Source organism: Blastopirellula sp. SH421 (genome assembly GCF_057808535.1).
Genome location: NZ_CM173712.1, coordinates 3,909,289 through 3,922,919, shown reverse-complemented (window position 1 = coordinate 3,922,919; position 13,631 = coordinate 3,909,289). Strand labels below are relative to the sequence as shown.

Here is a 13,631-nt window from a genome sequence, read left to right as displayed (position 1 = left end):
GATCGATGGCAAAAACGGGATTTTCTGGTACGGTGAATCCGTAAACGAGAGCTACCCGGAATTGGCTGGTTCGACTCCAAGCAAAGCTTAGTAGTCGGTCTTAGCCTTGATCAAGCCGAAGAAATCGACCTTAACCCGTGGTCCGAACTGGGGTCCACTTCAGAGCGTAAGCTAGGCAAGCAGAATTCATCGCCGGATTTTAAGCCACGAGATTGCTTTGATCGGACCACGGCTGCGCAGCTGGCCTGGGCGGCAGTTTTTGATTTCGCGAGAAATCATTTCGCTTTCCTGGTAACGATCGGGTATCATCAACGGCGTTGATAGAAACGTCGCAGTCCCGCCTTCTTCGCTCCTGCCGCGCAATGCTATGAGACTTTTCCTTACCGCGATTGTGTTTCACCTCTTGGTCTTTTCTGCGATGGCGGAAGAAGGTGACTACACCCAACAGATCCAGCCGCTGCTGGCCACCAAATGTTCTGCTTGTCATGGGGCGCTGAAGCAGGAGTCGGATTTACGACTCGATGCTGGGCAGTTGATTCATGCAGGTGGAGCGAGTGGCGCGGTCATTGACTTAAAGAAGCCGGCCGAGAGTTTGCTGCTAGAGCGCATTCAATCGCACGATGTCGATCTGCGAATGCCGCCTGAGGGATTGGGAGAACCGCTGACCGCCGAACAAGTAACACTGCTAAAAACTTGGATCGAAGCGGGGGCGCCTTTCCCGGAATCGGAAGAAATTCCGCCTGACCCACAGCAGCATTGGGCCTACCAAGCACCGCTGAAAGCCGACGTTCCGCAAATCAAGAATGAACTGGGCGAAGTCCATCCGATTGATGGATTTCTGCTTGCCAAGCTGCAAGCTCATCCGTTGCCTGCCGCTCCCATGGCTAGTCCCGCGACTTTGGTGCGCAGGGCTTATCTGGATCTGATTGGGTTGCCTCCCACGGTGGAACAACAGAAAGCATTTCTGAAGGATCCGACCGAGAGCGCCTGGAGTCAGTTGGTCGATCAACTGCTCGAAGATCCCGCCTATGGTGAGCGGTGGGGACGCAGTTGGATGGATGTCTGGCGATACAGCGATTGGGATGGGTACAAGGACGAGCTGAGGGGAAGTCAGCGGCATATCTGGCGGTGGCGCGATTGGATCATCGAATCGGTTAATGCCGACAAGCCGTATGATCAGATGATTGAAGAAATGTTAGCTGCCGATGAGCTGGCGCCCACTGATAACGACACGTTGCGGGCAACCGGCTATTTGGCTCGCAATTTTCACAAAAGCAACCGGGATATCTGGCTGGATGCGACGGTGGAGCATACGGCCAAAGCGTTTCTGGGGATGACAATTGATTGTGCGCGTTGTCACGATCACAAATTTGATCCGATTGAGCAGCGCGAATATTATGCGATGCGGGCCATCTTTGAGCCGCATCAGGTTCGTACTGAACGGCTTCCCGGTGAGGCCGATCTGCTGAAGCAAGGCTTGGTTCGCGCGTACGATGCAAAGCCTGACGCACCCACCTATTTGTACGCGGCAGGCAACGAGAAGTTTCCGGACAAAGAGCATCCGGTCGAGCCAAATCTGCCGAAAGTGATCGAATTGACCTATGAGCCGCAGTCGATCGAATTGCCTCCCCTCGCCGCCTATCCCAGTCTGCGTGAATTCATTGAGCAAGAAGAGCGAGCAGCTGCCGCCGCCAAAGTGAAAGTCGCCGAACAGAAACTGGCCGAGATGGCGGAATCGGCCAATCCCGAACTGCTGCAACAATCAGTTGTCGCCGCCGCGGCAGAATATGAATCGCTGCAAGCGCGCTGGACCGCCGACCAAGCGAAGCACGGAAAAATGGCGCCAGAAGACCAACAGCAGCAACTCGCCAAGCTGGCCGCAGCCGCCGAACGCCAAGGCAAGTTCGAGCGAGCGCGACACACGGTGCTGCAAAAGCAACAGGCTTTGCAGCAGGCGAAATCGAGCGAGCCGGCCGATGACAAGCAAAAAGTCGCCGTTGACAAAGCTCAAAAAGAGCTAGACCAAGCGATCAAGCAGCGTGATGAAGCAGAGCAGTTGACTAAGGAGACTGAAGCCGTCAGCTACGCACCGATCGGCGCTGTTTATCCTGCCACTAGTACCGGGCGACGTTCGGCGCTGGCTCGATGGATTACTGATCGCCGCAATCCGCTTACCGCTCGCGTTGCGGTCAACCATGTTTGGATGCGGCACTTTGGCGAGCCGCTGGTCCCCAACGTGTACGATTTTGGTCTACGCTCTCCCCGGCCAGAACATGTTCAATTGCTCGACTGGTTAGCGGTTGATTTTATGGAACATGGTTGGAGCATGAAGCACTTGCATCGCTTGATCATGACCTCGGTCGCCTATCGTCGGACGTCGAGCGCGACAAGTGCAGAGTTCGCAATCAATCATCAGCAGGATCCCGACAATCTATTGCTCTGGCGGACAAACGTGCAGCGGCTGGATGCAGAGATCATTCGTGATAGCGTGCTGCACGTGACTGGCACTTTAGACCGCACGCTGGGTGGGCCTGATATTGATTATCATCAGGGGGAAGAGATTCCGCGGCGCAGTCTTTACTTTCGGCATGCTTATGAAAAGCAGATGGAGTTGCTGGTGACGTTTGATGCCGCGGCGCCCAACGATTGTTATCGTCGCTCTCCAAGCATTATTCCACAGCAGGCGCTGGCGCTATCTAACAGTTCGCTGCTGGTTGAACAATCGCGACGCTTGGCCGCCACGCTTAGTGCTGCGGCTCCGGCTGCCGAAAACTTTATTCCGGCGGCGTTTGCCGCGATTCTTTGCCGACCCTGTACCGCAGAGGAACTTGCCGCTTGTCAAGACTTTCTGACAAATCAGGCCAAGCAACTAAGCCATGCGGAAGATTTAACGCCGATTGTCAGCGCTGTGAAGGCAAGTCTGCCAGCGGCTGCTGATGCTGCCCAGCGTGCGCGCGAAAATCTCGTGCATGTGCTTTTCAATCACAACGATTTTGTGACGGTCCGATGAGCCATTTCACCCACCAAGCTGCGCGTCCCTTTGATTCGCTTACCCGTCGATCGTTTTTGACCGACATGGGACTGGGATTCGGCAGCATCGCCCTCTCGAGCATGCTTGCCAAAGAGGGGCTCGCTGAATCGCAACTGCAACAGATCGCGCCTCGCGCGAAGAGTGTGATCTGGCTCTTCATGATTGGAGGAGCCAGCCACTTAGAGACTTTCGATCCGAAGCCGGCGCTCAACAAATATGCAGGCAAATCGATCGAAGAAACTCCGCATGCGGCGGTGCTGAAGTCGCCGTTTCTGAAAAACGAACGGGTCGTCGCTTTTGATCCGAATAATGGATTCATCCGCAACGAGCTGTTTCCGATGCAGGTCGGTTTCAAGCCGCGCGGCGAGAGCGGATTAGAAATTAGCGATTGGCTGCCGCATGTGGGCGCTCAGGCCGATGATCTTTGTTTGATTCGCTCGATGTGGACCGAAGACAGCAATCACGGCGCTCAGTTGCAGTTTCATACCGGCCGGCATCGCATTGAGGGATTCTTTCCTTCGTTTGGCTCCTGGGTTAACTATGGCCTCGGCTCGATTAACGAAAACCTGCCGCAGTTTGTGGTCATGGGCACGCCGGTCGCTGACTGTTGCGGTGGGCGCGAGTGTCATCGAGCCAATTATCTTGGTCCTAGTTATGATGGCGTTCCGCTGGCGATCGACCCCAAGAATCCTCTCCCCTACGCCAAGCCGCCTGCTGGGATTTATCAGGAAGAACAAGCGGGACAGTTTGAGCTGCTCCGCAAATTGAATGGGCTCACCGCTGAAAATTTCCCCAATGATGAAGCGCTGGTAGCTCGCATTCGCTCTTATGAGCTTGCCTATCGGATGCAAACGGCTGTGCCTGAGGTGGTCGATTTTGCGGACGAAACGAAAGCGACCCGAGAGCTTTACGGAATCGATCAAGAACCCACCAAATCGTTTGGACAGCAAATGCTGGCAGCGCGCCGCTTGGTCGAACGGGGTGTTCGATTTGTGCAAGTCTATCACGGCAGCAACGGCGGAGCTGGACAGTGGGACAGCCACAAAGGACTGAAGGTCAACCACACGAAGCTCTGCAAGCAAATCGATCAGCCGCTGGGGGCGTTGCTGAAAGATTTGAAGCAGCGAGGTCTGCTCGACGAAACGCTGGTGGTCTGGGCTACCGAGTTTGGCCGCACGCCTGGCTCGCAAAGCAGTGATGGTCGCGATCATCATCCTTATGGATTTACCGTCGCGATGGCCGGCGGCGGCATCCAAGGAGGCATCGCCCATGGCGCGACTGATGAAGTCGGTTTTCATGCTGTCGAGAATCGGCATTATGTCACCGACATTCACGCGACCGTCTTGCATCAATTAGGGCTTGATCCGCGCGCGATGCAAGTGCCAGGCCGCAAGCGATTGGAAAAAGACTTTGGGCATGTGATTCAAGAAATCATGAGCTAGTCGTATCTGCTGGCGATTGAGCCCAGCGCATTTGCCAGGGCGGTTCAAAGACCAAATACGCCAACAACGAAATCGCGGTCGCAGCGATCTCGACTGGAATCGGAAATGTTTCCGCGAGCCATGGTTCTAGGAAGGTCGCATATCCGGCTGTTTGATGTAGTCCCCAGGTCACCACACCGGCCAACATGCTGGCGACCCCAGACCAGCGATTGCGTGGCGCAGTGTAGATGCCGAACATCAGCGGCACAAACAGCCCGACCAGCGTCATTGCATAAGCCGTTTCTAGTAATTCATACGCGGTTTGGCCCAAGTAGGCCATTACTAATGCACCCGAGGCGACGATCAGCGTGGCGATGCGGTTGAGCAACAGCATCTCGATTTTGGTCCAGCGGCCAAGTAGATTTTGTGCCAGGACACTGGAAGGGGCGATGATCGCGCTATCGATGGTCGACAGCACGGCCGACATCAGCGCCAGCACAAAAATGATCGCGACCGGCGGGCTCAAAAACGCAGCGGCCAGTGTCGGCAGTACGCTTGCCGTGGGGTCATGCGGTAACAGATTTGCGGCAAGGCCGAGTCCGACCGGAATGAGCCCAAACGTTAGATAGGCGCCTCCGGCGATAAAGCAGGCTCCTTGCGCGACGCGGGCACTTTTGGCGGCGAAGATTCGCTGCATCAGGTCTTGTCCCGGCAAGTTGCCAAACGTTGCGACCATCAAAACAGCGACCCACTCCCAGCGCGCCGCAGAACTGTGCTGCGGAATCCAATTCAAATGCTCAATAGGCGTTTCGGCCAGAATCTTCGTATAGCCGTGTAGCAGTTGCCCTTCGCCGATTTCCCACAGGACGACGACCGACATCACCATCAAGCCCAGCAGCACCAGCGAGATCTGCACGGCGTCGGTAAGCGTTACCGACCACATTCCGCCGGCGACGGTATAGCCGGTCCCAATAATCGCGACCGCCGCGATGCCGATCGAGAGGTCGAGCCCAAAGTACAGCTCCAACATCTTGGCCAGCGCTATATACTGCGCCGCAATCCAGCCGAAGTAGCTGGGGATCATGATCAGCGAAGCGACGATCTCGGCGGAGGGCCCGAATTTTTGTCGATATAAATCTGGCAGCGTCAGCAGCTTCATCCGCCAGATCGGTCCCGCGACAAACATGCCGGCAACCAGCAAACAAAAACCAGGTCCCAGTGGATCAAGCGCCGCAGCTTGCAAGCCTTCGGCGTTCACTTCATCGGCGGCGATCAGCAAAGTTCCGGCGCCAAACCAAGTCGCTAGCAACGTCATCCAGGCCAGCGACAACGGCAGCTTGCGACCGGCGACGATATAGTCTTCGCTCGTTTCGACCTTTCCCTGAGCGACGTAAGCCAAAGCGTACATCCCGATCACATAAATCGCGATGACTACGCCCAACGTCCATTTCAAACCGACGCTAATTTCCATCCGCTCGCGCTCCGGTCAAAAAGTAAATCATGCAAACGCGTTATCTTAGTCCGCTGAAGTGAATTCTGCCTAGCGTCAGAAGGGAAGTTGCGCTATTCGTGGGAAAGATGTAGGGTACTCGGCTAAGCTACGGATGAAGGACGTTAAAAACACGATAGGAACTTTGTCGAAAACGTCGACACTAGCCCGCAGCGCCAGCGAGGGAATTCGGTTGACCACTTCAAACCGCGTTGGTATCGCCAACCGAATTCCCTCGCTGGCGCTGCGGGCTAGTGTTCCATCTCACGGCAGTCCTCGGGCGCATGAATCTCATGATTTTACGCCGCCGAGAAAAAATTGCTTGCATTCTTTGTCGCGATAACGGACACTGCACTAGTGCACCAAGGCAATGCAGGAGATTGGTTCGGCGGATGATCATTGATCCCAAAAGTGCGACTCCCATCTATCGACAAATCGTCGAGCAAACGCGCGATGCGATTGATGCGGGGATATATCGCGCCGGCGAGGCGCTCCCTTCGTTGCGAGCGCTCGCCGTCGAAGTGCGGGTCAATCCCAATACGGTGCAGCGCGCCTATGAAGAATTAGAACGACTAGGCGTGATCGAAACGCGTCGCGGACTCGGTGTGTTTGTGCGTCCCCTCAAGGGGAAGGCAGCCAGGATCAAAACCGAGAAAGAGGTCGCGGCCGCGTTTCGCTTGGGAATCGAAGCGGCGATTCGGCATGAATTGCCGCCGGCTCGGATTCGAGAGTTGTTTGCGGAAGAAATGGATCAGTTTGTCACCAAGGTAAGGAATCGATCGTGATGTCCGCCAACACTAATACGATCCAGTTCAGCCATTTGACGAAAATGTTTGGACGTGAAGCCGCCGTCAATGATCTTACGTTGGCCGTCAAACAGGGGACGACGTTAGGACTGTTGGGGCCAAACGGCGCAGGGAAGAGCACCACCATTCGGATGCTAATGGGAATGCTGCGCCCCACCAGCGGCCAGGTCCGCGTCTTTGGGCGTGACATGCAGCATGATTCTAGTCTACTACGGCGAAGGATCGGCTTTGTGCCAGACAGCCCCACCGTTTACCGCTGGATGTCAGTGAAGCAGGTCATCCAGTTTTGTCGGCCGATGTACCCCAGTTGGAACGACGCGCATTGCGCGGATCTACTCGATCAATTTCGCTTGCCGCAAACAACGCGGGTAGGGCGGTTGTCTTTGGGGATGCGGGCCAAATTGGGACTGTTAATCGCGCTGTCTCCGCAGCCTGAGTTGTTGGTGCTGGATGAACCACTTTCGGGCCTCGACCCGATCGCTCGTGATGAGTTTGTCGAAGGCGTCCTGCAAGGGATCTGCGACGGTAAGCAAACAGTACTGATGTCGAGTCACCAATTGGACGAAGTTGCTCGCTTAGCGGATGAAGTAGTGATTATGAATCACGGAAGAATTGTGCTGCATAAGCCGCTGGAAGAACTGAATCAAAATGTCAAGCAAGTGCGGGCAGTACTGCAAGATGGTTGCTTACCAATCTGCATTCCGCCCGGCACGATTCATCAGACGGTCAAAGGGCGTGAATGGAAGATAACGTTGATGGGCGATTCAAGTGAAGTGATCGAACAGATCCGCGCGTCGAATCCTGTAGAGAGCATCGACCTGTTGGATGTCCGTCTGGACGAGCTATTTCGGGAGGTGATTCAAGGGGACGATTCACGCAACTCAGCACAGCGAGAGACCATCTCATGCTAAGCCAACTGTTTTGGAAAGATGTACGAATTTGCCGAATCGCGATTGTCGCCAGCATCGCGATGATCATCGGCGCCTATCTGGTGGGGTATTTAACGGTCCCGGAAGATGTTTGGCCCGAAGAGCCGCGGATCTTGTGGTCTTTAAGACTGTTAGTGGGCGGAAGTGTGGCGGTCTCCGCTGTGCAAATAGCGCTGGCTATCGCCGCCGGATCGCTGATCTCAACCGAAAGAACGGAAGGAACCGCCGATTTTTTAGGGGCGCTCCCACTTTCTAAGTTCCAGATTCTAGGGAGCAAGCTGCTCGTGCTTGTGCTCTTGGGCGTTGTGACAGCGATTTTCTCTTGGGGAGGAATCTGGCTTTCTCCCCTCATTGCCGTGGTGCCGCCCCGTGCTCAAGTCGGCTTCGATCTGGGGCCGATGATCGCTTTCGGAGCAGCCGCGATCGGAACCGGTTGGTGTACATCGGCGCTGCTACGCAGCTCTGGATGGTCGGTCGGGCTTGCGCTCGCACTGCCGTTGATCATGTTCCTGTCATTAGCGTTGTTCAATGATCGATTTCAAGTTCTTGGTAACGCAGAATTTCAAGTCGCCTTCTACGCGCTCAGTTGGTCAATGGGCATTGGACTATTTATCGTCGGCACCGTTTGTTTTTTGCGTCGGGTGGAGTTTTAGGCCGTTCCTTGCCTACGGCCAAGCTGAAGTTAGGGGAACGGTCGAACCAACATTCATCGCCATCCCTGCTTACTTCTGAGACGATTGGCTTTTTATCTGCCGCAACAACCGAGACATCGCGCGTCCCCGATGCCCGATCAGCTGCGTTGCGGCCGGGCTTAGCTCGGCAAGTCGGCGACGGTATTCCACAATCTCCAGTAGCGCGTCATAGCCGATACCATATGCGCCGCGAGCGTCCTCGCAGATCCGGCCGTGACATTGCCCGGTCGCTTCAAAGCGGATCTTGCCCGTGGGGTCGGCGATCGCCAGGTGACAGACGAAGCGAGCGGTACGCTTTTTCAGCGGAACATCTCGCAGCGCATGCAACAGCTTTGCGCGGTTGTCTGGGGCTGTCGCTTGATCGCCGGCGTAGCGAGCCGATCGGACGCCGGGTTCGCCGCCGAGGGCTGCGACTTCTAAGCCGGTGTCATCGGCCAAGACCCATTGTCCTAGCTGTTGCGCGTAGCCGGTTGCCTTCTTCAGCGCGTTGTCACGCAAGGTAGCGCCATCTTCGACGACCGGCGTGACGTGCGGAAAATCGCGCAGCGACGTGAGCGGCACGCCCAGCGGCGCCAGCGCTCGCGTTAGCTCTTGGACTTTGTGGGCGTTGCCGGTCGCTAAGGTCAGAGCAGGGAAGGGGAGCTTCATCGAGGATTACAGAATCGCGAGCGGATTGCGGCGTTCTTCTAACGTGCCGCGGGTCACGCCGACGCGGTTGAGCGCTTTCAGCTCGGTCCAAACTTCTTTGCCGCTGATCTGCCCAGTCAGCAGCGATGAATAGAGATCAAGCGTGTTGTAAACCTGCGACTTGTTCGCTTCGTCCAGCAGTTCGACACGGAAGTAACGGATCCCTAGGTCGATCAGCGCGGCGACTGCTTCGGCGCCGCTTTGCGGAGCCGCGTTGTAGAGCGTGTTACGACAGCCGACATCTGCGGTCAGCAAATGTTCGCTGCCGACTCGATCGCGTAGGCGGACGACATGATCGTCGCACGGCCGGCCGCAGTTGGTCTTGTTGGTGCCTGGCGAAAGAACGGCGCAGAAGACGCAATGCTCCATGTGGAACATCGGCATGTGCTGGTGAATTACAACTTCCAGCAACTGCGAGGGCGAGCGTCGCGCCAACTCAAACAACTGCTCACGGTTCAAGTCGTACGAAGCGGTGATGCGTTCGGCGCCTTGTTGTCGCAAGAAATCGACGGTCAACTCGTTGGCTGCGTTCAACGCAAAGTCAGCAACGCAGGCGATTTGCCGATCGCGGTAGTAGCGGAGTCCGGATAAGTTGCGAACCAAGATCCCGTCGGCCGCTTGCTTTTCGAGCGCCTTGAAAACTCCGATTTCGCCCGGCTTTTGAATGCGCGGAGTGGCCAGAAAAATCTCGGCGCCAGAAGCGTGTGCGATGTCGACCGCTTGGCGATACTCGCGGATATCGGCAAACTCGGTGTAAAGCCGCTTGATGCCGATCTCGCTAGCCCAAGTCAATTGATCCAGCGTGCGACAAAGCAGGTGCAGATGTGGCGTCTGTTCGGTCGGAATCGACGCGGGGATATCGGCGCGTAGTCGCGGCAACACCGGTTGCGGATCGACGGCATGCGCACGAATTGCAGCTTCGCGGCGTGCGGCTGAAAGCTGCTCGACCATTTGTTTACGCAGCGCCCCCAACACGCTGAGCGGCGCCATCGGCGTGCCGCTGATCTCGGCGGTCAGTTGCGTCAGACGGAAGCCGGTCTCCCCCAACCGCGAGAACTGCTCCTGCAGGCTCTCAGCCGTCAGCGGATGTTTGCGGGCTGCTTCTAGGGGTTGTTCGGTTTGCAGTTGTAGCTGCGGCAAGCCAGCGACGGTCGCGGTCAGTTGCAGCGGCTGGTCGATCGCCGCGGCGACGTGCAGTTGCAGATCAACTTCGCGTGGTGTGATTTCGCCGTCGAACGATTTGCGAAGGCGGCGATTGAGTTCGGGATCGTCGCTCTTCCAGATCTTTTGGCCGGGGGAAATTTGCGAAAGATCGACCGAATCGCGCATCAGCGCCATTTCGACCACGCCGTGCGAGACTTCTCCTTCAAGCCGATTTTGGCCGCGATAGAGTGCGAAGATGCGGCCCCCTTGTTCGTCGCCGGTGCTGCGATCGCCATCAAAGACGACGCCGTCGCCTGCTTTTAACGCACGCCGCAGCGCGACGCGGACGCGTTGACCTTGCACTTTTTGCACTTCGCCAACCAGCACGCCGCGCTTGGCCGAGCTCACTGCCGGGACCAGCATTTTGTGATCGCAACCTTGCAGCCAACCGACCGAGAACCCTCGTGAGAACGACAGCTCCATCTCTTCAACATCGCGCGGCGTGAACTCGATGGGGCGTCCTGCGACGGCGGCGTCGATTGCGCTGCGATAGTGCCGCGTTATGTTGGCGACATATTCAGGCGTTTTTAAGCGTCCTTCGATCTTCAGTGAAACGACGCCGGCGGCGATCAGCTCTGGGGTGATCTCAAACGCGGCCAAGTCTTGCGGGCTCAGCAGATATTTTTGATCCCCTAGGTCGACATCGTCGCCGTCGCAGATCAACTCGTACGGCAAACGACAGGCTTGGGCGCATTGACCACGATTGGCGCTGCGTCCGCCGAGAGATTCGCTGGTCAGGCATTGCCCGCTGTAGGCGACGCATAAGGCGCCGTGGACAAACGCTTCGAGCGGCATCGCGGTTTCGGCATGGATCGCGGTGATCTCTTCGAGTGATAGTTCGCGGGCCAAGACGACGCGCTCGACTCCCATTTCGGCCGCCAGGGCGATGCACTCGCTGCTGGTCATGGTCATTTGGGTCGATGCGTGGATCGGCAAGGTGGGCGCAAGCTGGCGGATCAGGCCGACTAGGCCAAGATCTTGCACCAACAGGGCGTCAACACCGGCGGCGGCGATTTGGCGAATCAGCAACTCGACCGCTTCTAGCTCTGGTGAAAAAGCGAGCGTATTGAGGGTGACGTAGCCGCGGACTCCGTGCCAATGCAGAAACGACATCAGCGGCGCTAGGTCTTCGACCCCAAAGTTATCGGCCCGCGCGCGTGCGTTAAAACCGCTGGTGAGCCCAAAATAGATCGCATCGGCCCCGTTGGCGACGGCCGCTTTGGCGCAGTCCCAATTGCCGGCAGGCGCCAGAAGTTCAGGAGCAGCACGGTTTTCTGACATAGAGAGAGCGATCGCTAGAGGGTGGCCGAAACTCCCATTCTAGCAATCGCGGGGCTTGTTTGTCAGACGATTTGTTGCGGGTAGTACCGAAGGTTGCTTTACTTGGTCAACTCGACGGTCAGCGTATTCTGACCCGGTTTTACGTCTACACTTGGTTCTTTGGGTTTCAGATTATCGTAGCCCGAGGAAGGGAGCGGATCGCCCGGTCTGAGGTTCTCTGGAATTTTCACCGTCGGAGGGGAGTAGGAAATGGTTCCCTGGCCCAGCACGACTCCTTCCCCTTCTTTGGCGGTGATCATTTTAAATGTGCCGTCTGCTTGAACGGCTCCAGAGGCTGGTTTACCGCCTGACGAGGGAATAAACGTGATTGTCCCTCCGGTGACCGGTTTGCCGCCGGTAGCGACGGTTCCCGAGACTGGAGCGAGAGTTGGACCGCTCTGGCCGCAACCAACCAGCCAACCCAGGCAAGGCAAAAGCAATGCAAGTAATAGTCGTTGTCTCATGTTTGTCATTTCAAATCTCGCCGTGTAGCGCACGCAGGGATGAAAGAAAGAAACAGGCTCTCCGCGAAGAGTCACGCGGAGAGCCATGCGATTGAGGTAGATCAGAGACTACGGAAGCTCGACCGGTAGGCCGTCGTTGCGGCTGCCGATCGCACGATAGACCGTCAAGTTGACCGTCTCCGGTACAAAGTGAACCGAACCATCGCAAAACAGGAACTGTGCTCCGCCTGGATGCTGGCTACCAAAGCTTTGATCCGATTCGTCGGTATTGTCGTTCCGGTTGATGTAAAAGTTCGAGTCCATAATTCGTAGGCAGGCCGCGATGCTGCGACCATTGCAGCCGCCGCCGTTGCCGCCAGACCAGATGGGGAACCGGCTCTCGTTGGTAGCTTGAACCGTGACATGGAAGCTCGCTGTCACTTCGCCGATCGCAGCGGTGTTGCTTGATCCATCCGTAATCGTGGCGAAGTTGGTCATATAAGTCTCGTTGTTCTGGTTATCGAACAAAAAGACCCCGTTTTGCCTAGAGCCCGAAAAAGCAGCGCAGCCATATTGGGCAGTACCGTCATGGTTGACGCCATCTTTCATTTCCCAGCCCATGTTGCCGACATAGTTGCTCTTGCCGTTGCCTTCGTCATCTTGCCGCGGCAGGATGTCGGACGGGCAGATAAAAGCATCCAAAGCAGATAGTCGCAGGTTCGCGCTCCAGGCACTGTTGCGGTTCTGCGACCAGGCTCCGCAAGTATCAATGTTGACCGGGTCTGTACAAGGCGACGTCAGCTTGTGACGACCTGGGCGAGTCATCAGAACTGCTTTCTCGCCGCTACCTCCGGTGTAGTTGGTGATCAGGTTGTAGATATTTGTTTGTTCTAGCTGCGGCAGTATGTGAAAGCCCCATCCAAACGAGTCATTGTCGTCGTCGGTCTGACCATTGGGGAAATAGTTGTAGGTGTCGTGCCAGGTGTGCATCGCCAGGCCCAGTTGTTTCATGTTGTTACTGCAGGACATGCGACGAGCTGCTTCCCGCGCTTGTTGCACCGCAGGCAATAGCAGCGCGATGAGCACGCCGATGATCGCAATGACCACTAGCAGTTCAACCAGGGTAAAACCGGGCTTTCGGCCCTTTTTTGATAACAGGATTTGCATGAAGTGGTTTCCTTGTATCGAGTGAATAACAAAAAAGATGAGATCTGATGGGCCGAAATAAAATTCAAAGCACGTACTTCGAGGGGGGCAATTAACTCCCGCAGGCAAATTTCCGCGGAGTAATGAATGGAGAAGAACGTTGCCTTGAGCTAGATTTGCGGCTGCATATTGGCTGTAAAATGGATAGCAAAAAAACGTCTGTCTTATGGGAATTTATAACTAGAGCCAAGCCGGCCTGTCTAGACATAATTTGGATGCGCTAAGTCATTGCAGGAGTGGGACTTTTGTTCGCCTGCGAATTAACCGGCAGCTTTGAGAGAACAAAGCAGAGGTCAATCTGTAGAAATATGACACAGTCGCGATAAGAAACTCAAATAAGCAACTGCTTATTCCGAAATCTGAGGCCGAAATGCGCAGGATGGCCCATGAATACATCGAATGAG

General features: G+C 56.1%; 10 protein-coding genes. 5 read left to right on the top strand and 5 right to left on the bottom strand.

What is annotated here, in order from left to right; translation table 11 throughout:
- Positions 1-367: 367 nt before the first annotated feature.
- Both SH421x_RS16015 and SH421x_RS16010 read left to right on the top strand, forming a co-directional pair.
- The gene (locus tag SH421x_RS16015) at positions 368-3,010 is read left to right on the top strand and encodes a PSD1 and planctomycete cytochrome C domain-containing protein (RefSeq protein WP_488850386.1); all 2,643 of its coding nucleotides are present in this window, start codon (positions 368-370) and stop codon (positions 3,008-3,010) included.
- The gene (locus SH421x_RS16010; protein ID WP_488850384.1) at positions 3,007-4,473 is read left to right on the top strand and encodes a DUF1501 domain-containing protein; all 1,467 of its coding nucleotides are present in this window, start codon (positions 3,007-3,009) and stop codon (positions 4,471-4,473) included. The genes SH421x_RS16015 and SH421x_RS16010 overlap by 4 nt, the downstream gene beginning before the upstream one ends.
- On the opposite strand, the gene SH421x_RS16005 is transcribed toward SH421x_RS16010, so the two are convergent.
- Positions 4,463-5,923: a high affinity choline transporter 1 gene (locus SH421x_RS16005; protein WP_488850383.1), complete on the bottom strand. Its 1,461-nt coding sequence runs from the start codon at positions 5,921-5,923 to the stop codon at positions 4,463-4,465. The two genes, SH421x_RS16010 and SH421x_RS16005, sit on opposite strands and share 11 nt — an antisense overlap.
- A 410-nt stretch (positions 5,924-6,333) precedes the next feature.
- Between SH421x_RS16005 and SH421x_RS16000 the strand changes: the two genes are divergently transcribed.
- From SH421x_RS16000 to SH421x_RS15990, 3 genes are read left to right on the top strand one after another with little or no spacing between them, the layout of a single operon-like run.
- On the top strand, positions 6,334-6,726 hold the full coding sequence (locus tag SH421x_RS16000) for a GntR family transcriptional regulator (RefSeq protein ID WP_488850381.1): 393 nt from the start codon (positions 6,334-6,336) through the stop codon (positions 6,724-6,726).
- Complete coding sequence (locus SH421x_RS15995) at positions 6,726-7,658, top strand: ABC transporter ATP-binding protein (protein ID WP_488850379.1); 933 nt, start codon at positions 6,726-6,728, stop codon at positions 7,656-7,658. The genes SH421x_RS16000 and SH421x_RS15995 overlap by 1 nt, the downstream gene beginning before the upstream one ends.
- Positions 7,652-8,329, top strand: coding sequence for an ABC transporter permease (locus SH421x_RS15990; protein WP_488850377.1), 678 nt, complete (start codon positions 7,652-7,654; stop codon positions 8,327-8,329). The genes SH421x_RS15995 and SH421x_RS15990 overlap by 7 nt, the downstream gene beginning before the upstream one ends.
- Positions 8,330-8,398: 69 nt before the next feature.
- On the opposite strand, the gene SH421x_RS15985 is transcribed toward SH421x_RS15990, so the two are convergent.
- The 4 genes from SH421x_RS15985 to SH421x_RS15970 all read right to left on the bottom strand — a co-directional run bounded on the left by SH421x_RS15985 (position 8,399) and on the right by SH421x_RS15970 (position 13,188).
- Positions 8,399-9,016: a non-canonical purine NTP pyrophosphatase gene (locus SH421x_RS15985; RefSeq protein ID WP_488850375.1), complete on the bottom strand. Its 618-nt coding sequence runs from the start codon at positions 9,014-9,016 to the stop codon at positions 8,399-8,401.
- Between the two features lie 6 nt (positions 9,017-9,022).
- Positions 9,023-11,539, bottom strand: a complete 2,517-nt coding sequence (locus SH421x_RS15980) for a U32 family peptidase (protein ID WP_488850373.1) — start codon at positions 11,537-11,539, stop codon at positions 9,023-9,025.
- Between the two features lie 98 nt (positions 11,540-11,637).
- On the bottom strand, positions 11,638-12,042 hold the full coding sequence (locus tag SH421x_RS15975) for a hypothetical protein (RefSeq protein ID WP_488850371.1): 405 nt from the start codon (positions 12,040-12,042) through the stop codon (positions 11,638-11,640).
- A gap of 108 nt (positions 12,043-12,150) precedes the next feature.
- Positions 12,151-13,188 carry a DUF1559 family PulG-like putative transporter gene (locus tag SH421x_RS15970; protein ID WP_488850369.1) on the bottom strand — a complete coding sequence of 346 codons (1,038 nt, stop codon included), beginning with the start codon at positions 13,186-13,188 and terminating at the stop codon, positions 12,151-12,153.
- Between the last annotated feature and the right edge of the window lie 443 nt (positions 13,189-13,631).

Bases quoted from the DNA above. Each gene is read 5' to 3' on its own strand.
- SH421x_RS16000 (WP_488850381.1), top strand. From the start codon at position 6,334: ATGATCATTGATCCCAAAAGTGCGACTCCCATCTATCGACAAATCGTC.
- SH421x_RS15975 (WP_488850371.1), bottom strand. From the start codon at position 12,042: ATGAGACAACGACTATTACTTGCATTGCTTTTGCCTTGCCTGGGTTGG.
- SH421x_RS15980 (WP_488850373.1), bottom strand. From the start codon at position 11,539: ATGTCAGAAAACCGTGCTGCTCCTGAACTTCTGGCGCCTGCCGGCAAT.
- SH421x_RS15990 (WP_488850377.1), top strand. From the start codon at position 7,652: ATGCTAAGCCAACTGTTTTGGAAAGATGTACGAATTTGCCGAATCGCG.
- SH421x_RS15970 (WP_488850369.1), bottom strand. From the start codon at position 13,188: ATGCAAATCCTGTTATCAAAAAAGGGCCGAAAGCCCGGTTTTACCCTG.
- SH421x_RS16005 (WP_488850383.1), bottom strand. From the start codon at position 5,923: ATGGAAATTAGCGTCGGTTTGAAATGGACGTTGGGCGTAGTCATCGCG.
- SH421x_RS16015 (WP_488850386.1), top strand. From the start codon at position 368: ATGAGACTTTTCCTTACCGCGATTGTGTTTCACCTCTTGGTCTTTTCT.
- SH421x_RS15985 (WP_488850375.1), bottom strand. From the start codon at position 9,016: ATGAAGCTCCCCTTCCCTGCTCTGACCTTAGCGACCGGCAACGCCCAC.
- SH421x_RS15995 (WP_488850379.1), top strand. From the start codon at position 6,726: ATGTCCGCCAACACTAATACGATCCAGTTCAGCCATTTGACGAAAATG.
- SH421x_RS16010 (WP_488850384.1), top strand. From the start codon at position 3,007: ATGAGCCATTTCACCCACCAAGCTGCGCGTCCCTTTGATTCGCTTACC.